The 21197-nt window shown below is 61.9% G+C and carries 21 protein-coding genes and 1 tRNA gene; 7 read left to right on the top strand and 15 right to left on the bottom strand.

Features of this window, described 5'->3' with window-relative positions; all coding sequences use genetic code 11:
* Positions 1-52: 52 nt before the first annotated feature.
* Genes IB238_RS16540 through IB238_RS16530 form a run of 3 tightly spaced genes read right to left on the bottom strand, consistent with a single transcriptional unit; the run spans position 53 to position 3988 of the window.
* Positions 53-2059, bottom strand: coding sequence for an acetyl/propionyl/methylcrotonyl-CoA carboxylase subunit alpha (locus IB238_RS16540; RefSeq protein WP_192249155.1), 2007 nt, complete (start codon positions 2057-2059; stop codon positions 53-55).
* Between the two features lie 2 nt (positions 2060-2061).
* Positions 2062-2439 carry a hypothetical protein gene (locus IB238_RS16535; protein ID WP_192249152.1) on the bottom strand — a complete coding sequence of 126 codons (378 nt, stop codon included), beginning with the start codon at positions 2437-2439 and terminating at the stop codon, positions 2062-2064.
* Between the two features lie 16 nt (positions 2440-2455).
* A complete protein-coding gene (locus IB238_RS16530; RefSeq protein WP_192249149.1) occupies positions 2456-3988 on the bottom strand; it encodes an acyl-CoA carboxylase subunit beta in 1533 nt (510 codons plus the stop codon).
* A 120-nt stretch (positions 3989-4108) separates the two neighbouring features.
* Between IB238_RS16530 and IB238_RS16525 the strand changes: the two genes are divergently transcribed.
* On the top strand, positions 4109-5524 hold the full coding sequence (locus IB238_RS16525) for an XRE family transcriptional regulator (RefSeq protein WP_192249146.1): 1416 nt from the start codon (positions 4109-4111) through the stop codon (positions 5522-5524).
* A 1010-nt stretch (positions 5525-6534) separates the two neighbouring features.
* Here the strand turns inward: IB238_RS16525 and IB238_RS16520 are convergent.
* Together IB238_RS16520 and IB238_RS16515 are read right to left on the bottom strand one after the other, a co-directional pair.
* Positions 6535-6621 (bottom strand) — tRNA-Leu (locus tag IB238_RS16520).
* 85 nt (positions 6622-6706) lie between these two features.
* Entirely contained in the window at positions 6707-8131 is a 1425-nt protein-coding gene (locus IB238_RS16515; RefSeq protein WP_192249143.1) for a phosphomannomutase, read from the bottom strand.
* Positions 8132-8327: 196 nt separating this feature from the next.
* On the opposite strand from IB238_RS16515, the gene IB238_RS24620 reads away from it, so the two are divergent.
* Entirely contained in the window at positions 8328-8807 is a 480-nt protein-coding gene (locus IB238_RS24620) for a BA14K family protein (RefSeq protein ID WP_246723685.1), read from the top strand.
* Between the two features lie 19 nt (positions 8808-8826).
* Here the strand turns inward: IB238_RS24620 and IB238_RS16505 are convergent, their stop codons facing one another.
* The gene (locus tag IB238_RS16505; protein WP_192249140.1) at positions 8827-9111 is read right to left on the bottom strand and encodes a SelT/SelW/SelH family protein; all 285 of its coding nucleotides are present in this window, start codon (positions 9109-9111) and stop codon (positions 8827-8829) included.
* Positions 9112-9287: 176 nt separating this feature from the next.
* On the opposite strand from IB238_RS16505, the gene IB238_RS16500 reads away from it, so the two are divergent.
* Positions 9288-9737 carry a DoxX family protein gene (locus IB238_RS16500; RefSeq protein ID WP_192249137.1) on the top strand — a complete coding sequence of 150 codons (450 nt, stop codon included), beginning with the start codon at positions 9288-9290 and terminating at the stop codon, positions 9735-9737.
* On the opposite strand, the gene IB238_RS16495 is transcribed toward IB238_RS16500, so the two are convergent.
* Complete coding sequence (locus IB238_RS16495; protein ID WP_192249134.1) at positions 9674-10111, bottom strand: hypothetical protein; 438 nt, start codon at positions 10109-10111, stop codon at positions 9674-9676. The genes IB238_RS16500 and IB238_RS16495 overlap by 64 nt on opposite strands.
* Before the next feature lie 212 nt (positions 10112-10323).
* Here IB238_RS16495 and IB238_RS16490 point away from each other — a divergent pair, with 212 nt between their 5' ends.
* On the top strand, positions 10324-11076 hold the full coding sequence (locus IB238_RS16490) for a Crp/Fnr family transcriptional regulator (RefSeq protein WP_192249131.1): 753 nt from the start codon (positions 10324-10326) through the stop codon (positions 11074-11076).
* A 5-nt stretch (positions 11077-11081) separates the two neighbouring features.
* On the opposite strand, the gene pyrC is transcribed toward IB238_RS16490, so the two are convergent.
* From pyrC to IB238_RS16460, 6 genes are all read right to left on the bottom strand, one after another.
* Entirely contained in the window at positions 11082-12122 is a 1041-nt protein-coding gene (pyrC, locus tag IB238_RS16485) for a dihydroorotase (protein ID WP_192249128.1), read from the bottom strand.
* A 76-nt stretch (positions 12123-12198) separates the two neighbouring features.
* Positions 12199-12549, bottom strand: coding sequence for a DUF805 domain-containing protein (locus IB238_RS16480; RefSeq protein WP_192249125.1), 351 nt, complete (start codon positions 12547-12549; stop codon positions 12199-12201).
* A gap of 98 nt (positions 12550-12647) precedes the next feature.
* Positions 12648-13274: a nucleoside triphosphate hydrolase gene (locus IB238_RS16475; RefSeq protein WP_192249122.1), complete on the bottom strand. Its 627-nt coding sequence runs from the start codon at positions 13272-13274 to the stop codon at positions 12648-12650.
* A complete protein-coding gene (locus tag IB238_RS16470) occupies positions 13271-14053 on the bottom strand; it encodes an ATP-binding cassette domain-containing protein (RefSeq protein WP_192249119.1) in 783 nt (260 codons plus the stop codon). The genes IB238_RS16475 and IB238_RS16470 overlap by 4 nt, the downstream gene beginning before the upstream one ends.
* The gene (locus IB238_RS16465; protein WP_192249116.1) at positions 14053-15138 is read right to left on the bottom strand and encodes an ABC transporter permease; all 1086 of its coding nucleotides are present in this window, start codon (positions 15136-15138) and stop codon (positions 14053-14055) included. Before IB238_RS16465 ends, IB238_RS16470 begins: the two co-directional genes overlap by 1 nt.
* A gap of 175 nt (positions 15139-15313) precedes the next feature.
* Positions 15314-16339, bottom strand: a complete 1026-nt coding sequence (locus IB238_RS16460) for a sugar ABC transporter substrate-binding protein (RefSeq protein WP_192249114.1) — start codon at positions 16337-16339, stop codon at positions 15314-15316.
* Positions 16340-16611: 272 nt separating this feature from the next.
* Here IB238_RS16460 and IB238_RS16455 point away from each other — a divergent pair, with 272 nt between their 5' ends.
* The 3 genes from IB238_RS16455 (at position 16612) to IB238_RS16445 (ending at position 19698) form a co-directional block, all read left to right on the top strand.
* A complete protein-coding gene (locus IB238_RS16455) occupies positions 16612-17838 on the top strand; it encodes an ROK family transcriptional regulator (RefSeq protein WP_192249111.1) in 1227 nt (408 codons plus the stop codon).
* Between the two features lie 189 nt (positions 17839-18027).
* Positions 18028-18774: a type 1 glutamine amidotransferase gene (locus IB238_RS16450; RefSeq protein ID WP_192249108.1), complete on the top strand. Its 747-nt coding sequence runs from the start codon at positions 18028-18030 to the stop codon at positions 18772-18774.
* 174 nt (positions 18775-18948) lie between these two features.
* Positions 18949-19698, top strand: coding sequence for a F0F1 ATP synthase subunit A (locus IB238_RS16445; protein WP_192249105.1), 750 nt, complete (start codon positions 18949-18951; stop codon positions 19696-19698).
* Between the two features lie 40 nt (positions 19699-19738).
* Here IB238_RS16445 and IB238_RS16440 read toward each other — a convergent pair whose 3' ends face one another.
* Positions 19739-20770 (bottom strand): hydroxyacid dehydrogenase, encoded by a 1032-nt coding sequence (locus IB238_RS16440; protein ID WP_192249102.1) that lies wholly within the window; start codon positions 20768-20770, stop codon positions 19739-19741.
* 70 nt (positions 20771-20840) lie between these two features.
* Positions 20841-21170, bottom strand: a complete 330-nt coding sequence (locus IB238_RS16435; protein ID WP_192249099.1) for a hypothetical protein — start codon at positions 21168-21170, stop codon at positions 20841-20843.
* Positions 21171-21197: the final 27 nt, after the last annotated feature.

Here is a 21197-nt window from a genome sequence, read left to right as displayed (position 1 = left end):
CGTATTCCGGTTCGCGCTATCCTACCACCGCGAGGCGGGCATGAGGCTCGCGCTATTCGAACTCCATGATGATCTCGTCGACGGCGAGGCTGGCACCGACCGAGACCGGCACCCGCTTGACCACCGCCTTCTTCTCGGCGCGCAGGATGTTTTCCATCTTCATCGCCTCGACCGTTGCCAGCGCCTGCCCGGCCTCGACCGTGTCGCCTTCCGAAACCGCGATCGCTGTGATCAGGCCCGGCATCGGGCAGAGCAGCATCTTCGAGGTGTCCGGCGGCAGTTTGACGGGCATCAGTGCTGCAAGTTCGGCAACCCGCGGCTCGCGTACGCGGGCGACCACATCGATGCCATGCCAGCGCAACCGCAGCGCATGGCCGATCTTGTTGACCTTCACGCCCATCGGCGCATCATTGATGAAGAAGGTTGCATGCGTCTGGCCGGGCAGCCAGTCACTGCGGATTGCGACGGTCTCGCCGTCCGCAAAGGTGATACGCGAGGCGTCACCTTCCTGCGCCAGAGTCACATCGACAGTGTCATGCCCCAGAGCGACGACCCAGTCCGCGCCGATGCGGCGACGATGGTTGCCGATCGTGCCGGAAATCTTCGTCGCGCGGCGCTGCAGCCGGTCGTTGATCAGCGCTGCCACGGCGGCAATCTTCCGTGCAGACGCTGCGTCCGGCTCCACGCCGTGGAAGCCGTCCGGAAATTCCTCGGCGATGAAGGCGGTTGTCAGATGCCCTTCGCGAAAACGCTTGTTGAGCATCACGGCCGAAAGGAAGGGGAGGTTATGGCCGATGCCTTCGACCTCGAAATCATCCAGCGCCCGGCCCATTGCCTCGATCGCGGCTGCGCGGTCTGAACCCCAGGTGCAAAGCTTCGCGACCATCGGGTCGTAGTACATCGAGATCTCGCCGCCCTCGTAGACGCCGGTATCGTTGCGCACCATCGTGCCGTCTTCGTGCTGTCCCTCCGCCGGCGGGCGGTAGCGTGTCAGTCGGCCGATCGAGGGCAGGAAATTGCGGTAGGGATCCTCGGCATAAAGCCGGCTTTCGATCGCCCAGCCTGTGAGCTTCACGTCCTTCTGGCCGAAGGAAAGCTTCTCGCCGGCGGCAACCCGGATCATCTGCTCTACGAGGTCGATGCCGGTGATCAGTTCGGTCACCGGATGCTCGACCTGCAGGCGCGTGTTCATCTCGAGGAAGTAGAAGTTGCGGCTGCCGTCGACGATGAACTCTACGGTGCCGGCCGAGTGGTAGCCGACAGCCTTGGCAAGCGCGACCGCCTGCTCGCCCATGGCCCGCCTTGTCGTCTCGTCAAGGAAGGGTGAGGGGGCTTCCTCGACCACCTTCTGGTTTCGCCGCTGGATCGAGCATTCGCGCTCACCGAGATAGAGCGTGGTGCCGTGCTTGTCGCCGAGCACCTGGATCTCGATGTGGCGCGGCTGGGTGACGAATTTTTCGATGAAGATGCGGTCGTCACCGAACGAACTCTTGGCCTCGTTCTTCGAGGACTGGAAGCCCTCGCGCGCCTCCTGGTCGTTCCAGGCAATCCGCATGCCCTTGCCGCCGCCGCCGGCGGACGCCTTAATCATCACCGGATAGCCGATCTTCGACGCGATCGCCACCGCCTCGTCGGCATCCTCGATCAGCCCCATGTGGCCGGGCACCGTGTTGACGCCGGCTTCGGCTGCGATCTTCTTGGAGGTGATCTTGTCGCCCATCGCCTGGATCGCGACGACCGGCGGGCCGATGAAGGCAACGCCTTCCTTCTCCAGGGCTTCGGCAAAGGCGGCGTTTTCCGATAGGAAGCCGTAGCCGGGATGCACGGCATCAGCGCCTGTTTGGCGGATCGCGTCGATGATCCTGTCGATGACGATGTAGGACTGGTTGGACGGCGCCGGTCCGATATGCACCGCCTCGTCGGCCATCTGCACATGCAGCGCGTCGCGGTCGGCATCCGAATAGACGGCGACGGTCGCGATGCCGAGCTTCTTGGCGGTCTTGATGACGCGGCAAGCGATTTCGCCACGATTGGCAATGAGGATTTTGTTGATCGCCAAGGCTAGATCTCCATCACGTCTTCAAACGACTCTGGGAAGGAGGTACGGGCCACCTTCTCGTCAATTACCAGCAATGCCTCGTAGGAGGTCGGGTCGAAATCCTTTTCCGCGGCCAGCACCTCGCGGCCAAAGAGCAGGTTGAGCCGGGCGGCATCGAGATTGCCACGCTCGAAAGGTTCCGGTCCGAAATGGTGCCAGAGCGCATGCAGGAACGCTGCATCGATCTTGTGCTCGGCCGAGCCCGGCCGGGCGCGGCGGGGCAGCGCCTTGACCGGCGTCACGCCTTTCGGATTGGCACGGCGGATGGTGAACTGGACACCCGTACCCGGCATGCCGGAAGGGAAGCCACGATGCTTCGTCATGTCGGGAAGGTTGGCCATCGATCCTGATCTTCCCTTACAACGGTATAGTGTCGTGCTTGCGCCAGCGGGTATCGACCTGCTTGTTGCGCAGGGCCGCAAATGCCCGGGCAATGCGCTTGCGTGAGGAGTGCGGCATGATCACCTCGTCGATGAAGCCGCGTTCGGCGGCGACGAAGGGATTGGCGAAGCGCTCTTCGTATTCGGCCGTGCGGGCGGCGATCTTTTCCGGATTGCCGAGCTCAGAGCGATAGAGGATCTCTGTGGCGCCCTTGGCGCCCATCACGGCGATTTCTGCTGTCGGCCAGGCATAGTTGACGTCGGCGCCGATATGCTTCGACGCCATGACGTCATAGGCGCCGCCATAGGCCTTGCGGGTGATCAGCGTCACCATCGGCACGGTCGCCTGGCTGTAGGCGAACAGCAGCTTGGCGCCGTGCTTGATGACACCGCCATATTCCTGCGCCGTGCCCGGCAGGAAGCCCGGCACGTCGACGAGCGTCAGGAGCGGAATGTTGAAGGCATCGCAGAAGCGGACGAACTTGGCGGCCTTGCGGGACGAATCGATGTCGAGGCAGCCGGCCAGCACCATCGGCTGGTTGGCGACGACGCCAACCGTCTGGCCCTCGAGTCGGATATAGCCGGTGACGATGTTCTTGGCGAAATTCTCCTGAAGCTCGAAGAAGTCGCCCTCGTCGGCGATCGCGTGGATCAGCTCCTTCATGTCGTAGGGCTTATTGGAACTATCCGGGATCAGCGAATCGAGCCGCGCCTCCAGCCGTGCCGGATCGTCGTGGAACGGACGCACCGGCGGCTTCTCGCGGTTGTTGAGCGGTAGGAAGTCGAAGAGCAGCCGTACATGCTCCAGCGTCTCGATGTCGTTTTCATAGGCAGCATCGGCGACCGACGACTTCTTCGTGTGCGTGCCGGCGCCGCCGAGTTCTTCGGCGGTGACGATCTCGTTCGTTACCGTCTTCACCACGTCCGGGCCGGTGACGAACATGTAGGACGAGTCACGCACCATGAAGATGAAATCGGTCATGGCAGGCGAATAGACGGCACCGCCGGCGCAGGGACCCATGATGATGGAGATCTGCGGGATGACGCCGGACGCCTCCGCGTTGCGGCGGAACACTTCCGCGTATCCTGCGAGCGAGGCGACCCCCTCCTGGATGCGCGCGCCGCCAGAATCGTTCAGCCCGATCACCGGCGCGCCGTTACGCACAGCCATGTCCATGATCTTGCAGATTTTCTGCGCGTGCGTTTCGGACAGCGAGCCGCCGAGCACGGTGAAATCCTGGCTGAACACATAGACCTGCCGGCCGTTGATCGTGCCCCAGCCGGTCACGACACCGTCGCCGGCGATCTTCTGCTCGGCCATGCCGAAATCGACCGCGCGGTGGGTGACATACATGTCATATTCTTCGAACGAGCCCGGATCGAGCAGCACTTCGAGGCGTTCGCGCGCCGTCAGTTTGCCCTTGCCATGCTGTGCGTCGATCCGCTTCTGACCACCGCCGAGATAGGCTTCGTCGCGACGGGCTTGCAACTGTTCGAGTATGGGGCGCATTTTTACTCCCTTGGACCTGTATCGGGCGCCATTATGCCGATCTTTTACGCTTGAAAACAGTTGAAGATGTGCAAAGGCAGAAATATAAAAAAGCAAAACTGAAATTGCGAAGTTGCAAATATGGCGATCGGAAAACTCTTCATAGGACGCAAGGTGCGCGATCTGCGGCTGGCCAGCAATACGACGCAGAGCCAGTTCGCCGAACGCATCGGCATCTCCACCAGCTACCTCAACCAGATTGAGAACAACCAGCGTCCGGTCTCCGCTGCCGTTTTGCTGGCGCTCGCCGACAAGTTCCGTCTCGACATTTCCGAACTCTCGGTCGGTGAGAACGACCGGCTGCTGTCGGCGCTGTCCGAGGCTTTGACCGATCCATTGTTCGAGACCTACTCGCCGAGCCTGCAGGAGCTGAAGCTCGTCACCCAGAATGCTCCGGGTCTGGCGCACGCGCTGATCGCCTGTCACCAGGCCTATCGCCGCAACTCGGAACGCCTTGCGAGCTTTGACGCAACGCTTGGGCGTGCCGGTGGACCGGCCGAGACGACGCCGTATGAGGAAGTGCGTGACTTCTTTCATTTCGTCGACAACTACATTCATGAGATCGACGTGATGGCTGAAGCGCTGGCGGGCGAACTTGGCATCGGCAGGGGCGACAACCAGTCGGTGCTGGCGGAACATCTCAAGAAGAGGTTTGGCGTACATGTTGCCCGCGGCGCGGCCGGTGACGATGCCATTCGCCGCTACGATCCCGACGCCCGCATTCTGACCATCAATCCATATGCCGCCGCCTCCACACGCGATTTTCAGCTGGCACTGCAGATCGCCCAATTACAGGCGGCGGGCGAGATCGACGCTGTGGCGCAAGGGGCAGGCTTCCGTTCCGAGGAGGCGCTGGAAATCTGCCGCATGGGTCTGCAGAACTATTTCGCTGGGGCGCTGCTCCTGCCTTATGGTGCATTTTTGGCTGCAGCGCAGGAATTGCGGCATGATCTTGAGCTTCTGGCCGCTCGTTTCGGCGCCTCGATCGAACAGGTCTGTCACCGCCTGAGCACGCTGCAGCGGCCCGGCCGCAAGGGAGTCCCGATCTTCTTCGCCCGCATCGACCGGGCCGGCAACATCACCAAGCGCCACAGTGCGGCACGGTTTCAGTTCGCCCGTTTCGGTGCGGCCTGTCCCCTCTGGAACGCGCACGAAGCCTTCGAGCGCCCGGGCCGCATTCTGCGCCAACTCGCCGAGACGCCGGACGGCGTGCGCTATCTCTGTCTGGCGACCCATGCCTCGAAGGGAAGCGGCGGTTTCCGGGTTGCCCGCCCGGAATATGCGCTGGCGCTCGGTTGCGAGATCTCCTACGCCCGTGCCTTCGTCTATGCCGACAATCTCGATCTGGACAACGCCGAAGCCTTCGATCCGATCGGCATTTCATGCCGCATTTGTGAGCGTTCAAACTGCGCCAGCCGCGCCGTCCCGCCCTTCAAGCGCCGCCTGCAGGTGGATCACCATGTAAGGCGCGTCGTACCCTACGGGCTCGAAAGCTGAGGAGGCGGCAGCCGCCGCCCAAAAGCTGAAGGCCCCCCACTTGCTGGTCCTCTCGTTGCCGGGATACCGGCGGGACCCGAGGCGGAACCAGAGGGCTACGCCGGACAGCGTCGCAATGGAATCGACAGCCGAAACTGGCAGGGAGTTTCCAAGGGCTGGACGGGGGTGCCAAGGGGGCGCGCATTAGCCACATAACCGATGGGCAGCGGAGAGCTTTTTGTAGAACATATCTGGAGTCTACCAAGGTCTTGCAGAAGTCAAGAGACTAGTTGCACTTGCAAGTATCTACTATACTCATTATTGCTTAGGCGTCAAAAAGGTAATGCTGGCTGAGAATGCAAGGCGCTTATATACCTCGTTTGGATTGTTGGTACAGGCCTTGGCAAGCGATCGTTTTCGCGATCGTCTGGTTGTTTACAATTGTCTATTTTGGACTGGTTGCCTCTGGAGAGATAGTCAGCAAACGAACTTCTGCTGAAGTAGCGATAGTTTTCCTGATCGTCCTTGTTCCGTCCTTTGGGCTGCTAGCCTATTATATTGGACGGCTAAATTATAGAAAGCCTGTGGTAACCATATCATCTGATGGAATTGACCATCAAATGTTGCGGAAGCGCATTCCTTGGTCGTCAATCGAGAAGGTGGCAGTGGTTTTGTTGCGGCCAAGCCCATGGGGAAAAGCGCTGCGGGTTCAGTTGAAGCAAGGCAGTGATAAGGAACTAGTTGCCGCAATAGCGCGGTTTAATGTTGGCTTGGCCTGGTCGACTATCGACATTCCTATTCTCGGTTTCAGTCGTACGCCATCAGAGGTACAAGCAATCGTAGAACGTTATCTGCGCCGGTACGGAGAGGCCTCAAGCGGGCCGGGGACGCAAGCCCAACAATGAAGGAGTGGACTGGAGAACTAGGGGCAGTTTCTCATCTAAAGCTAAAATCCGGAAACGAAAAAACCCCGGAAAGCCGGGGTTTTTCAATCCGATATGGAACGCTACGAAGCGCCTTCGGAGTAGGAATGGTGCCCAGAAGAGGACTCGAACCTCCACACCCTTGCGAGTACCAGCACCTGAAGCTGGCGCGTCTACCAATTCCGCCATCTGGGCGACGGAGGCGGATGTACGGGGATAGCCCGTCGGTGTCAACGGGCTTTTTGAAGTTTTTGCAATGACATGTGCAAATCGCTCATTTCTAGCGCGCGGCCCAGTCTCGGATCAGGGTCAGGCCTTGGTGGAGCAGGGTCTGCGCCGCATCGTCCGTGGCTGCCTCGACATAGCAACGCATTTCCGGGGCGTTGCCGGAGGGGCGGAAGTGGATGATTCTCTTGTCCGCCAGCGTCACCCGCAGCCCGTCGATATCGCTGATGCGTGCCGGAATGCCGATTGGCGCCAGGAATGCCGCGACGGCCCCCGGGCCGGAGCGCAGCATGGTCATCAGGGGTGCGCTCGTCTCGATCGGATAGTTTTCCAGACGGTCGGCGGCGGCGACCGGGAGATGGAACGAGGAGGCGACCGCCGACAGCGGTTCTCCGCGCTCGGCGGCAAGCGCAAGGACGGCAAGCGCAGGCAGGAAGCTGTCGCGGGTCGGAAGAGCGGCAAGAACCTTGCCGTTAACGGTACACGGCGTGGCCGTGAGTGTGCCGCCGTTTGCCTCGAACCCGACGACTGCCTTGGCGCCGTTCGCCACCGCCTCTTCCATGGCCGCGATCACGAAGGGCGAGCCCACCCGCGTTCGCAGCACCTTGAAACGGCCGGCGGCCTCGATGCCCGAATTGGAGGTGACCGGCGTGGCCACAACGTCGGCACCGAGAAAATTCGCCGCGATCAGGCCGAGCAGGTCGCCGCGCAGCGGGATACCGGCCTCGTCGGCGACCAGTGGACGGTCGCCGTCGCCATCCGCAGAAACAATGGCGTCGAGCCGATGCTCGTATACCCAGCGGCGCAACTGATCGATCGTGTCGGCGGAAACCGCTTCCGTGTCGACCGGAATGAAAATGTCCGAGCGCCCGAGCGCGACGCACTCGGCTCCAAGGCTGGTGAGAAGCGTCACGAAAAGATCGCGGGCAACCGTGCTGTGCTGATAGACGCCGATCCGTAATCCCTTGAGTGTGCCGGACGGCAGGAGACCGGCGTAGCGCTCGAGGAACAATGCCTCGGCTTCGTGTGAAGCGTCGCCAGCGGCAGCGGGCGAGGCCTCAATGGCGCCGGCGGCCGATATCGATTCGGCGATCGCCATGATCGCTGCTTCGTCGGCTTTGCCGATCTCGCCGTCCGGCCGGTAGAACTTGATGCCGTTGCGATCGGCCGGAATATGCGAGCCGGTGATCATCAAGCTGGCGGCACGGCGCTTCAGGCCGAGGAGCGCAAGCGCGGGCGTGGGGATCGTGCCGCAATCGAACGGTTCAAACCCTACCTGCCGCAGCGCACCGATGACGATCGCGGCGATTGCCGGGCTCGACGGCCGGAAGTCGCGGCCGACCAGGATCGCGTCGCCCGCTCGTGCCAGGCCGGATTGGAGAAGGTGCCCGGCGAAGGCAGTAGCATAGAGTGCGGCCGGCGGGCCTTCGAGATCGCTTGAAAGACCGCGCAGTCCGCTGGTGCCGAATTTCAGACTCATGCCGTGCTCCGAGTTGTAGTATCCTGATGTCACCCGCATCTCATGCCCGATTTTCTCCGTCTTGTCCTCTCCTTCCGAGACGCAAGACACCGGGCAGCCTTCGGATCGAGGCGCGGGAATGGATCGGCACGCGAAGTGTCGAACGAAAAAGGGACGCAGAGCAAATTCGTTCTCCAGAAACGCAAAGAGGATCGCAATGTCCAGGTTTCGCAGTCTCGTTCTCGCCGGCGCCACGAGCCTTGTCGGCGTCCTTATCCCGCTCTCCGCCAGCGCCCTGCCGCCAGCGGTTCCGGATCACGGCATGGGCTCAGATGTTGTTGCTGCCCGCGTCATCTGCAATGCTTATAGCTGCTCGAATTTTGCGCCGCTCTACAGTCCCTACTATCGCCCCTACTACAATCCGATCTACCGTCCATACTATCGATCGTACTACTGGCCGGCCTACAGGCCTTACTACAGACCCTATTACAATGGCCCCTACAACCGGCCGTATTACCCGCCCTACGGAACCTATCGTAGCCCCTACGACAGCCCTTACTACACTGCGCCAACCTACAGCGGTTACAGCCCGCATGTGAGCTGGTGCCTGAACCGCTACCGCACCTACAATCCGTCAACGGACCGATATCATGCCGGCGGTGGCGTATACCGCCTCTGCTATTCGCCGTACCGCTGAACCCGCAGGCGCCTGGGCCTCAGGTTCGATCGACGTGGCCGAGATCGCGATCCGGCTCGATGACGTCGCGCACGCGTTGCTTCAGTTCCTTCGGTCCCGGAAAGCCGCCGTCGCGCTTGCGCTCCCAGATGAGCTCATCGTTGACCCGGATTTCGAAGTTCCCGCCGGTGCCCGGAAGAAGTGCGACTTCTCGCAAGGCGTCGCCAAAAGTCTGCAAGAGTTCCTGAGCCATCCAGCCGGCGCGCAAAAGCCAGTTGCACTGCGTGCAGTAGAGAATGGAGATGCGCGGCTTCTGCCCGTTCATGTCGTTCGCTCCGCCGTGCGTAAGCCTGGCGCACCCGTTTTCAGCTCTTCTGAGACCTGCCGCTCGGCTCACGAATATGTCAACTGAATTCATTAGGTTTTATCGCAACCAGGCTTGCGTCGGAATAGGCCAGCCCCGAAACGGTGCACGATGCAACATTTCCTGACTGGATTCCCATGAGCGATATCACATCCCGACAGCCTCGGCTGCTCCTGCCTTTCCTCGGCCCTGTCTACTCCTCCTTCAGCGAAAGCGCAGAGACGCTGCTGCGCTTTCTTGCCGGCGCGCTCTTTGCCGTTCACGGCTATGGCAAGATCCTCAATCCCTTCGGGGCGGCCGGCATGGTGGAGAACCTCGGCTTCTATCCGGGCGTGGTCTGGTCGCCACTGCTGGCGGCGACCGAGTTCTTCGGCGGCATCCTGGTTGCGATCGGGTTGTTCACACGCCCGGCTGCGTTCGCCTCGATGATCGTCCTCGCTGTAACCATCTACTTCCACTGGATCGTCAAGGCCGAAGGGTTCATGGGGGCGGAGAAGTCCATTCTCTGGGCGGCAATCATGCTCTACTTTGCCGTTCGTGGCGCCAACGGCCAGTCGGTCGACGCCCGGATCGGTCGCCAGTTCTGAGGGCTTTCCTCGCTGCGCAGCATCGTGGTCACGACGGCGAACAGGATCTCGCCGTCATAAGGCTTCATCAAGACAGGGGTGCCATTAAACCCCTCGACACCATGCCGGTATACTTCCGACACGGTGGTGAAGATGAATGGCGTGCCCAGGCGCACAAGTCGTCGGGCCGTGGCGGCCGCCTGCTCCGCCTGCATCGGCACGTCGATCAGGCACAGATCGATGGCCGAGAGGTCACTGTCGGTCCAACGCGCAAACTGATCGGGCCGAACGGTGTGGACGCGACCGTGCAGCGTCTGGCCGATCAAGAATTCGGCGTCGAGCGCGATCAGGAATTCTTCCTCGATGACAGCTATTCTCGGTTCGGACGTGTTCATTCGATGACACTCTGGGGCGAAGACAGGCCCGATGCGGACAATCCGCCGCGCCGAAAGCATCTTCGCGTCCGTAACCCGAGCCGTCATTTAAATAAGACATAGTCGGCCGGAATTCGGGAACTGCATCACGTCGGTTGCGTTGTTTTCACCGTTGCAGCCGGGAGGTAGGAGACGCAAGCCCCATTCTCGCGCTTCTTTTTGGAGGACGACGAATGCCCGATGCGGTGGCAGGCAAATGGCATACCCCTTGCGCGAAATGCCCTTTGCGCGCCCTCAAGCACTTTCGTGAGTTTTCCGCAGACGAACTGGACTTCGTGTCACGTTTCAAAGCCGGGGAGCTGTCGGTTGAGCGGGGCGCCACGATCCTGGTCGAGGGAACGCACAGTCCGCACATCTATACCGTTCTGAGCGGGTTGGGCTTTCGCTACAAGTTGCTCGAAGATGGCCGACGCCAGATCATGAACTATGCCTTTCCCGGTGATCTTCTCGGTCTCCAGGGTGTGTTGATGGGCGAACTGGATCATTCCGTTGAGGCGCTGACGCCGATCACGCTCTGCGTCTTCGAGCGCTCCAAGCTGGAAAGCCTGTTCGAGCGGCATGCCTCGCTCGCCTATGACCTGACGTGGATTGCCGCGCGGGAAGAGCGAATCCTCGATGAACATCTCTTGAGCATCGGTCGACGCTCCGCGCTTGAGCGGACCGCCTACCTCCTCTCCTACATTCATCAGCGGGGAAATGCGGTTGCCGGTAGCGGCGGAGCGAAAAAAATCATTCCGCTCACCCAGCAACATCTGGCAGACACGCTCGGCCTGTCGCTGGTGCACACCAACAAGACACTTCGCAGGCTTGCGGAACGACGGCTCATCAGATGGCAGGACGGCGGCTGTGAGGTGTTGGAGGCAGACGAACTGCTAAGGGTTTCCGGATGGGAGGGCCTGAAGGAAACGGCCCGCCCGTTTATCTGAGATCGTCAGGTCTCCACATCCCAATAGAGCGGAAACATCGGGTCGAAAACCGTCACCGGACCGGCGCCCGTCTCGATCTTCGCCGGGAAGGCGACGGGCGTTTCGCGGCGCACGAGCCGGATCGTCTCCTCGTTGGCGGGCAGGCCGTACCAGGCCGGCCCGTTCATCGACGCGAAGGCCTCCAGCCGGTCGAGCGCCTTCTCTTCCTCGAACACGTGCGCCAGGCAACTCATGGTGTTGATCGAGGTGTAGATGCCGGCGCAGCCGCAGGCGCATTCCTTCAATGGGTCCACATGCGGGGCGGAATCGGTGCCGAGGAAGAAGCGCGCATCACCGGAGACGGCCGCGGCGCGCAATGCCAGCCGGTGCTGTTCGCGCTTGGCGACCGGCAGGCAATAATAGTGCGGCTTGATGCCGCCGACGAGGATGGCGTTGCGGTTGATGATCAGGTGATGGGTCGTGATCGAGCCGGCAAGATTGGCCTTCGACGCTTTGATATAGTCGATACCATCCTTCGTCGTCACGTGTTCCATCGTGACCTTCAGGTCCGGCAGGCGCCGGCGCAGCGGATCGAGCACGGTGTCGATGAAGACGGCCTCGCGGTCGAAGATATCGACTTCCGGCGTCGTCACCTCGCCATGGACGCAGAGCGGCAGGCCGACCTTCGCCATGCGTTCCAGCACCGGCATCGCCTTTTCGATGTCGCGCACGCCGCCATGGGAATTCGTCGTCGCGCCCGCAGGATAGAGCTTTACCGCCGTGACGAGGCCGCTTGCCTTGCCGGCTTCGACGTCGTCGGGGCTGGTGTTCTCCGTCAGGTACAGCGTCATCAGCGGCTGGAAGCGGTCGCCTGCGGGCACTGCTGCCATGATCCGTTCGCGGTAGGCCCTCGCATCGGCCGTCGTGACCACCGGCGGGACGAGGTTCGGCATGATGATCGCGCGGGCAAAATGACGGCTCGTGTCGGCGATCACGCCTTTCAGCATCTCGCCGTCACGCAGGTGCAGATGCCAGTCGTCGGGGCGGCGGATGGTGATCGTTTTCATGCGCTTTGACTCCGCGGCAAGGGGATGTCGCGCGCATTATCACCCCGACGTGGCCTGTGGCAAACGTTTTGCCGCCTTAGGCCGGCTGGGGCCCGTACTGGTTGGCTCCGGGCGTGCCTTCGCTGATATACCAGTAGAGCAGCACGATCCAGCCGATCAGCGGAATGAGGCCGATTAGCAGCCACCAGCCGGACCGACCGATATCGTGCAGACGCCGGGCAGCCACGGCAATGCCTGGCAGCAGCACGCCGAGCGCGAAGATGATGCCGAGGATCTCTTGGCCGAAAATTGCCTGGTCGATGAGACCGAGGATCACCGAGGCGATGAGATTGAAAAGCGCAAACCACCAGAATTCGGCACGGCCAGCACGGCCGGTGAAATCGGCATACTTTGAAAAGACGGTCGAGACTGCTTCCTGAAAATTCATGATCCCTCTGGCCCCATGACTGAGAAATTACAATACCAAGGTTGTGTCGCGCGAAAACTGCAACGATTCGCTCGCGAACGCAATGTGAGCGGGTATTGTCAGGTCTGCTCCAACGTAAGGTCGGCGGGGCGTCGGTTTTCGAGGATGAGGCGTCCGTTCGGCAGGTCGTTTCCGTATACCTTCGCGTGCGCGGCTTCCTCGCTCAGTTTGTAGCCTCGCCAGCGTGCCCAGAGTCTTTCTTCCAGCACTTCAATTGGTGGTGCGATCATGATGGAGTAGTCAAACAGGCCCTCCAGCTCAGCCCACTGGCCCTGGTTCAGCAGCAGGTAATTGCCCTCCACGATGATGAAGCGATGCGCAGGCGAGACAACACGCGCCGAGGCGATGGCGATTTCGCGTGACCGGTCGAACACAGGGACCAGGACCTCCTGGTCGGCCGCACGAACCGCGCGAATGATGTCGAGGAAGCCGCGAACGTCGAAGCTCTCCGGTACGCCCTTGCGTGCCAGGAGCCCACGCGCGATCAGAACGGCGTTGTCCATGTGGAAACCGTCCATAGGCAGAACTTCGGCGCCTTCTCCTCTCATTCTGAGGGTACCTGCCAACTGGTCCGCCATGGTCGACTTGCCGGCGCCGGGCGGGCCGGCGATGGCGATGAGGACGCGCTTCGCATCGGTGGCCCGTCGCACGATCTCGCCGGCGATGTCCTCGATCGGCATAGTCATGCGGCCAGTGCTTCCACGGGCGGTTCCTTGGCGCCGGTCATGAAGGCGACCGCATCCGACATGGTGTGTTCCTTCGGATCGATGACGCACAGTCGCCGGCCGAGCCGGTGCACGTGGATGCGGTCGGCCACTTCGAAGACATGCGGCATGTTGTGCGAGATCAGCACGATCGGCAGCCCGCGCGAGCGCACGTCGAGGATCAGTTCCAGCACGCGGCGGCTTTCCTTCACGCCGAGGGCGGCGGTCGGCTCGTCGAGGATAACGACCTTCGAGCCGAAGGCTGCGGCGCGCGCCACCGCGACGCCCTGACGCTGTCCGCCCGATAGCGTTTCGACCGCCTGGTTGATGTTCTGGATCGTCATCAGGCCAAGCTCGGACAGCTTGCTGCGGGCGAATTTTTCCATGGCCGTGCGATCGAGCTTGCGGAACCAGCCGCCGAGCACGCCGGGCTTCCGGATCTCGCGGCCGAGGAACATGTTGTCGGCGATCGAGAGCGCCGGAGAGAGTGCGAGGTTCTGATACACAGTTTCGATGCCGGCGCGCCGGGCCTCGATCGGGGAGTGGAAATGCACGGGCTGGCCGTCCAACCGGATCTCGCCCTCGTCGGGCGTCACGGCGCCCGAGATTGCCTTGATCAGTGTCGACTTGCCCGCACCGTTGTCGCCGATCACGGCAAGGATCTCGCCGGGGTAAAGGTCGAAATCGGCATTGTCGAGCGCGGTGACACGGCCGTAGCGCTTGACGAGACCGCGTGCGGTGAGGATCGGTTCTTTGGCCATCAGCCTGCTACCTTTCTGATCCACTGGTCGACGGCGACAGCCGTGATGATGAGAACGCCGGTGAGGAAGACCTTCCATTGCGGGTCCGCGCCGAGCATGTTGAGGCCCATCGAAACCACGCCCACGATCATGGCGCCGATCAGCGTGCCGAGGATCGAGCCGCGACCGCCGAACAGCGAGATGCCGCCGATCACGGCTGCGGTAATGGCCTGCAGATTGTAGTCGGTGACAGCGGCAGACGGCGAGATCGAGCCGTTGCGGCCGATGGAGACCCAGGCGGCCAGTGCTGCGATCAGGCCGGCCAGCGTATAGGCGCTAAGCAACACGCGATCGACACGAATACCGGAGAGCTTGGCCGCTTCGGCATCATCGCCTACGGCATAGAGGTGCCGGCCCCAGGCGGTATGGTTCAAAGCGTACCAGAGCCCGAAGACAAGCAGCACCATTGTCAGCACGCCGAGCGTGAATACAGCCGAGCCGACCTTGAAGCTGACGCCGAAAACGTGCAGCAGCGGTGTCACAGCCGTCACATCGGCCTCGCGGATCGTCGCGTTCGCCGAGTAGATGAAGTTGGTCGACATGATGACATACCAGGTGCCGAGCGTGACGATGAAGGGCGGCAGCTTGATCCGGGAGACGAGAAAGCCGTTGACGAAGCCGCACAGGCCGCCGACGCCGAAGCCCGCCAGCACGGCGAGCGGCGCCGGCAGGCCGTAGGTGACGGCGAAGTTGCCCATGATCACGGCGGAGAACACCATGATGACGCCGATCGAAAGATCAATGCCGGCCGTCAGGATGACCAGCGTCTGTGCGGCGCCCAGCATGCCGACGATCGCGATCTGCTGCAGGATCAGCGTCAGTGTATAGGAGGAGAAGAATTTTCCGCCGATCGCCATGCCGAAGATGATGATCGCCGCGACGAGCACGATAAATGGTATCGCTGCGGGCGTTGAATGCAGGAAATGCTGGATTTTCTGAACCGCAGTCTTGTCGTGGGTGTCGAACGAAGCGACCTCGATCGCGCTGTGAACCAGGACTTTCTCGAATTCCTGCGATGGCTGTGCGGCTGCGTTGGGCTCGGCCATGAACCTTCCTCCGTGCCCCGCTTCAAGGGGCGTGCAATGCGCTCCGCGCGACCTGCCTGCGACCAGACCCGGTATGCCTGGAAAGCTGCGCGGTTTTATTGTCTTGTCAAAGCGTCGGTATGCGAAGGGCGGCCGGGCCGCCCTTCGCTCGTATTTGACGTTGCCGAGGCTATTCTTAGCCCCAGCACTTGTCCGTGCCGGTCTTGACGTCGATCGACTCCACGCCTTGTGCCGGCTTGCCGGTCACGAGCGCCACGCCGGTGTCGAAGAAGTCCTTGCCTTCGGTCGGCTTCGGCTTTTCGCCGGTCTCGGCGAACTTCTTGATCGCCTCGACGCCGAGTGCCGCCATCATCAGAGGGTACTGCTGCGAGGTGGCGCCGATCACGCCTTCGGCAACCGACTTGACGCCCGGGCAGCCGCCGTCGACCGAAACAATCAGCACGTCGCTCTCCTTGCCGACGGCCTTAAGCGCCTGATAAGCGCCGACGGCGGCCGGTTCGTTGATGGTGTGGATCACGTTGATGTCCGGATCCTTCTGCAGGAGGTTTTCCATGGCGGTCCGACCGCCTTCCTCGTTGCCGTTGGTCACGTCGTGGCCGACGATGCGCGGATCGTCCTCGTCGCCGATCTTGTTCGGATCTTTCGGATCGATGCCAAAGCCGATCATGAAGCCCTGGTCACGCAGAACGTCGACCGTCGGCTGCGATGGGATCAGGTCAAGGAAACCGATCTTGGCGTCCTTGGCCTTGTCGCCGAGCGTCGCGGCGGCCCACTGTCCGATCAGCTTGCCGGCGAGAAGGTTGTCGGTCGCAAACGTCGCGTCGGCGGCCGTGGCCGGATCAAGTGGGGTGTCGAGGGCGATGACGAGCAGGCCGGCGGCCTGTGCCTTCTTGACCTGGTCGACGATCGCCTTGGTGTCGGAAGCGGCGATCAGGATGCCCTTGGCGCCATCGGCGATGCAGGATTCGACCGCGGCCACCTGGCTGTCGTGGTCGCCGTCGATCTTGCCGGCATAGGCCTTGAGCGTCATACCGAGCTCGGCGGCCTTGGCGGTTGCACCTTCCTTCATCTTGACGAAGAAGGGATTGGTGTCGGTCTTGGTGATCAGGCAGGCGGTGATATCAGCGGCGGCGGCCGGCGAAGCAAAGGCAACGCCGAGCGCGAGTGCGCCGAGAGCAGCGCTCACAATGGTTTTCTTCATGCAATCCTCCCAAGGACAAAACGGTATGCGCCATTCGCGCATTTCGGATGCCGGTGCCGTTTCTGCGCCTCGCAGCCGGCCGTGCTTCCGTCCTCAAAGGAAACACCGAAGATAGGCGCTGTCAATAAATAAATCGAATTGAATTATTAATTCGATGTGGCATGCTGCGGCAAAACGGGGCATAGCCCGCAGCAGATGCGCCAGCCCTTGGATCAGGACGGCGCGGCATGCTCGAAGTGAAATCCTTTGCCGGATTTCGGGAGGATACTGACATGGTTGAGGGAACCGCACCGGCACTGTCGCCGGCGGTTATTCTGGACCCGTCCGGCGGGTCGAACCAGGTGCGCGTGCGGGCCTACAACGAGCGACTCGTCATGTCGCTTGTGCGCCGGCACGGCGAGCTTTCCAAGGCGGAAATCGCCCGCCGCAGCGGCCTCTCGCCCCAGACCGTCACCGTCATCATGCGTGCGCTCGAGGCTGATGGATTGCTGATCCGCGGCGAGCCCATGCGCGGCAAGGTCGGTCAGCCCTCGACGCCGATGCGGCTCAATCCGGACGCGGTCTATTCCTTCGGCGTCAAGATCGGGCGCCGCAGCGCCGAGCTCGCCGTCATGGATTTTGTCGGACAGGTTCGATTGCAGCTCCGTCGCATCTATGCCTATCCCATGCCGGACGACATTCTGTCGTTCATCATTGATGGTATCGCCGAATTGGAAGGGCAACTGACTGATGAGCAGCGCCAGCGGATCGCCGGGATCGGCATCGCGACGCCGTTCGAATTGTGGAACTGGGCGGCGGAGGTCGGCGCGCCGCAGCAGGACATGGATCGGTGGCGTGGTGTCGATCTGCAGCGGGACGTTGCCCGACGCATTGCCCACCCGGTTTTTCTCCAGAACGATGCGACCAGCGCCTGCGCCGCCGAACTGGTCTTCGGCTTGGGGCAGCGTTATCCCGATTTCATCTATCTCTTCATCGGCTCATTCATCGGCGGTGGCGTGGTGCTCAACTCTGCGCTTTTCTCTGGCCGCACCGGGACTGCTGGTGCGATCGGCCCGCTGCCGGTGCAGGGCAGGGATGGGAGAACCGTGCAGCTTCTGAAGATCGCCTCGATCTTCGTGCTGGAGAACTTTCTGCGCGCGCGGGAAATCGACCCGAAGCCATTGTGGTACTCGCCTGATGACTGGATCGACTTCGGCGAGCCGTTGGAGACCTGGATCCAGGACACCGCTGCTGCCCTTGCCCAGGCGGTGGTTGCCGCGGCTTCGGTCATCGACTTCTCGGCCGCGGTGATCGATGGCGGATTTCCTGCATGGGTGCGCGAGCGGATCGTCGCTGCGACCCGCATCGCCCTTGAAAGGCATGATCTCCAGGGCGTGATCATGCCGGAGATATTGGAAGGCGAAGCCGGAAGCCAGGCGCGGACCATCGGCGCCGCCAGCCTGCCGCTCTTTGCCCGCTACCTGCTCGACCAGAACGTGCTTTTCAAGGAGCCGGCCTGAGGCGCGGCTTTCAATTCAAGCCTGTTCCTTAGGGAACAGCTGGGACCGGCAGATCATGCGATGGTAATCGTGCTTTCGATATCCTCCCGCTGGCCCGGCTGTTGACGCAGTCGGGCACTTTTTTGTGCGTCCTTGAAACGCGCAACTGCCCGTGCTTCCTTGCGCGCGATTATTGACGTGGAGAATCGCATGCGGGTACTTGTCGTCGAAAATGACCGGGTGACGGCCCTTGGACAGGTGGAAGTGGCGCTGCGGGAGGCCGGGGCCGAGATCGTGCTTTGCCGGCCCCATGCGGGAGAGGCCCTTCCATCGGACGAGACGAGCTACGACGCTCTCGTCGTCATGGGCGGGCCGCAATCGGCGATCGATGACGAGAAGCACCCCTATCTGCCAGAGCTCGCCGACTTGATGCGCCGCAGCGGCGATGCCGGAAAGTCGGTGCTCGGCATATGTCTTGGCAGCCAATTGCTGGCACGTGGCTACGGCGCGGCAAACCTGATCGGGGCCGCACCCGAGTTTGGCTGGTGCGAGATCCACCCCACAGACGAAGGTCTTGCCGATCCGGTGCTGGCCTCGGTTGGCGGTACCTTCCCGATCTTCCAGTGGCATAGCGACACCTTCACCTTGCCGGAGGGGGCAACGCATCTGGCGCACAATAAGGTCGCCACAAACCAGGCCTTTCGCATCGGCCGCGCAGCCTACGGGACGCAGTTTCATTTCGAGGTCGACAGAACTGTCGCCGAGTATTGGCGCGACACCTTTCCGGACCTGATGGAGCGCATGTCGCCGGGTTGGCTCGATCGTCACGACGATCTTGGAGCAGCGCACGGGCCGGACGCCGAGGCGGCGGGAATTGCGATCGCGCGTGCCTGGGTGTCGACGATTGCCGAGGGGGTGGCGCTTGCAAGCGCTGAGACTGTCTCTCGTGTGGACTGAGAGCCTACGCCGCCGAGGTTTGAGAGCGGTGGGTTTCGAAGCCGGTGGCACCGCTGGTCATTTTGCCGCAGCGAGTTGATCGCTTTCCCCTTACGTAGTACCGAGCCCCTGCATAGGACGACCTATGCCGCTGCACTTCATCGGGGACGGCCCCACCAACCCAGGGGGTCGATGATGGCAGGGCCGATCGAACAATTCGAAATCAAATCACTCTTCGACGTCGCCGAGTTCGGCGCGGTTGATATCGATTTCACCAATTCTGCGGCCTACATGATGTTGACCGCAGTCGTTGCCGCCGTGTTCCTGATACTCACCACGAGCCGTCGTCTGCTGGTGCCCAATCGCTGGCAGTCCGCGAGCGAGCTGCTTTACGAATTCGTTGCGAAGACGCTCCGGGAGAACGCCGGAGAGGCGGGAGCCCGCTTCTTTCCGCTCGTCTTCTCGCTCTTCATGTTTATTTTGACGGCAAACCTGATCGGCATGTTCCCGTTCGCCTTCACGGTGACCAGCCACATCGTCGTCACCTTCGCGTTTGCGATGCTGGTCTTTCTCACGGTGACGATTTGCGGGATCGTCCGCCACGGCCTCGGCTTCTTTCGTCTTTTCCTGCCATCCGGTGTGCCGATCGTTCTTGCGCCGCTCATCGTTCCGATCGAGGTGATCTCCTATCTTTCGCGCCCGGTCAGCCATTCGGTACGTCTCTTCGCCGTCATGCTGTCCGGGCACATCACGCTGAAAGTGTTCGCCGGCTTCGTCGTTGGTCTGGGAAGTCTCGGTTCGCTCGGCATGCTTTCTGCGATCGCGCCGCTCACAATGACGGTTGCGCTTACCGGTCTCGAACTGCTGATGGCCGTGATCCAGGCCTACATCTTCACCATGCTAACCTGCATGTACCTGAACGACGCGCTGCACCCCGGGCACTAGGACCGAGCCGCCGACGGGTTCCACCCGGCGGCGGTTCAGATCAGTTGACGCTGACCGGCTTGGAGCGCATGCGCGAGACCGTTTCGCGCTCTGCCCGCTTGCAGCGCATCGGCGGGAGGCCGCGATCCATCAGGTCCATGTCTTCCAGCACCATTTCGCCCATCTTTTTGAAAGCGCTGTCGAGCGCGCCGGCCCGGTGCGCCGAGCGGATGAAGCCTTTTAGGCGGCGGACCGGGTGATCTGCGGCAAGCGGTTCCTGCGGATAGACATCACTTGCCGCCACGATCCGACCGCTTTCGACAGCTGCGATCAGCGCATCGAAATCGACGACGTCGGCGCGGCTGAGCAGGATGAAGGCCGCTCCCTTGCGCATGCGTGCGAAGGCCTCGGTGCCGAGAAAGCCCTTGTTCTCGCTGGTTACGGCGGCGACCACGAAGACGAAGTTGCTTTCGGACAGAACGGTGTCGAGCGATGCCGGTTCGACGCCAGCCTCCTTCAGGATCGAGGCCGGCATCCAGGGATCGAACACGCGGATATGGGCGCGAAAGCCGGAGAGAACGCGGTTCAGTGCCTTGCCGAGGTCACCGAAGCCGATGATGCCGATATCCGATCCGGAGATGAGACGCGCGCCTGCGTTGCCTTCGCCGTCCCAGCGCTCGCGTCCCTCGCGGAAGTCGATGTCAGCGTCGATCACGCCCCGGGCTAGGTTCAGCGCCATGGCGAGGCCGAGCTCGGCCACCGGCTCGGCGAAGACCTGCCCGGTCGTGACCACGTGTATGCCCCGAGCAAAAAGGATCTCGTAGGGCATGTTGTTGATGAGATTGCTCTCGACGTTGAGGATACAGCGCAGCTTCGGCATCCGCCCAAGCGTCTCGGCGGTGAGCGGCGGTTGTCCAATGATGTAGCACGCCTCAGAGAGGGCGGCGTCATCGAGCCCGGCGATGTTGTTGGGATCTGCCTCGACGATCCGGTAGTTCGCCGTCAGGCGCCCATACGCTTCCGGCGTGAAGATCAGGTCGAGCGTGCGCGGCTCGGGTGCGCTGATGACCAATGGTGTTGCTGTTTCCACCATATCTTTCCTCCTGCGCGGCAACCACCACGCTCTCCGGAGTGTCTGATAGCACGGTTTTGCCCTTGGCAGCCTACCAGCCGATGCCCCGAAGGTCGCGTTCGCGCGAAACCGGAGGTTTTGTGCTGGTGAAGGTCCTGCCATTCTGGGTACAGGTGTAGACCGGTTGCTTGAACTCGCCCCACCGCCGCGGCTCGACGTCGTCGTAGCTCTGTGTGCAGACCACATCGCTGGATTTGCCCGCTGAATTTGCCTCTGGCGTCGTCACGCCAGGTAAATCGGTGAAGGGATAAAGTCGCTCGCCGCCGGTAAAAGCACCAGCCTGTTGTGCGAGTGTCGGCGATGACAAGGCAAGCACGGTCAGGGCGAGGGCGGTCGTTCGGAGTGCACTGTGCAATTTCATGTCGTTTCATCGCGATGGGAGGCGCAA

Source organism: Rhizobium sp. ARZ01 (assembly GCF_014851675.1).
GTDB lineage: Bacteria > Pseudomonadota > Alphaproteobacteria > Rhizobiales > Rhizobiaceae > Mycoplana.
The sequence above is the reverse complement of the archived record's forward strand: the minus strand, read 5'-3'. Positions and strand labels throughout refer to the sequence as shown.

Coding starts and splice junctions, on each gene's coding strand:
- IB238_RS16535 (WP_192249152.1), bottom strand. CDS start 2,439: ATGGCCAACCTTCCCGACATGACGAAGCATCGTGGCTTCCCTTCCGGC.
- IB238_RS16530 (WP_192249149.1), bottom strand. CDS start 3,988: ATGCGCCCCATACTCGAACAGTTGCAAGCCCGTCGCGACGAAGCCTAT.
- IB238_RS16525 (WP_192249146.1), top strand. CDS start 4,109: ATGGCGATCGGAAAACTCTTCATAGGACGCAAGGTGCGCGATCTGCGG.
- IB238_RS16515 (WP_192249143.1), bottom strand. CDS start 8,131: ATGAGTCTGAAATTCGGCACCAGCGGACTGCGCGGTCTTTCAAGCGAT.
- IB238_RS24620 (WP_246723685.1), top strand. CDS start 8,328: ATGTCCAGGTTTCGCAGTCTCGTTCTCGCCGGCGCCACGAGCCTTGTC.
- IB238_RS16505 (WP_192249140.1), bottom strand. CDS start 9,111: ATGAACGGGCAGAAGCCGCGCATCTCCATTCTCTACTGCACGCAGTGC.
- IB238_RS16500 (WP_192249137.1), top strand. CDS start 9,288: ATGAGCGATATCACATCCCGACAGCCTCGGCTGCTCCTGCCTTTCCTC.
- IB238_RS16495 (WP_192249134.1), bottom strand. CDS start 10,111: ATGAACACGTCCGAACCGAGAATAGCTGTCATCGAGGAAGAATTCCTG.
- IB238_RS16490 (WP_192249131.1), top strand. CDS start 10,324: ATGCCCGATGCGGTGGCAGGCAAATGGCATACCCCTTGCGCGAAATGC.
- pyrC (WP_192249128.1), bottom strand. CDS start 12,122: ATGAAAACGATCACCATCCGCCGCCCCGACGACTGGCATCTGCACCTG.
- IB238_RS16480 (WP_192249125.1), bottom strand. CDS start 12,549: ATGAATTTTCAGGAAGCAGTCTCGACCGTCTTTTCAAAGTATGCCGAT.
- IB238_RS16475 (WP_192249122.1), bottom strand. CDS start 13,274: ATGACTATGCCGATCGAGGACATCGCCGGCGAGATCGTGCGACGGGCC.
- IB238_RS16470 (WP_192249119.1), bottom strand. CDS start 14,053: ATGGCCAAAGAACCGATCCTCACCGCACGCGGTCTCGTCAAGCGCTAC.
- IB238_RS16465 (WP_192249116.1), bottom strand. CDS start 15,138: ATGGCCGAGCCCAACGCAGCCGCACAGCCATCGCAGGAATTCGAGAAA.
- IB238_RS16460 (WP_192249114.1), bottom strand. CDS start 16,339: ATGAAGAAAACCATTGTGAGCGCTGCTCTCGGCGCACTCGCGCTCGGC.
- IB238_RS16455 (WP_192249111.1), top strand. CDS start 16,612: ATGGTTGAGGGAACCGCACCGGCACTGTCGCCGGCGGTTATTCTGGAC.
- IB238_RS16450 (WP_192249108.1), top strand. CDS start 18,028: ATGCGGGTACTTGTCGTCGAAAATGACCGGGTGACGGCCCTTGGACAG.
- IB238_RS16445 (WP_192249105.1), top strand. CDS start 18,949: ATGGCAGGGCCGATCGAACAATTCGAAATCAAATCACTCTTCGACGTC.
- IB238_RS16440 (WP_192249102.1), bottom strand. CDS start 20,770: ATGGTGGAAACAGCAACACCATTGGTCATCAGCGCACCCGAGCCGCGC.
- IB238_RS16435 (WP_192249099.1), bottom strand. CDS start 21,170: ATGAAATTGCACAGTGCACTCCGAACGACCGCCCTCGCCCTGACCGTG.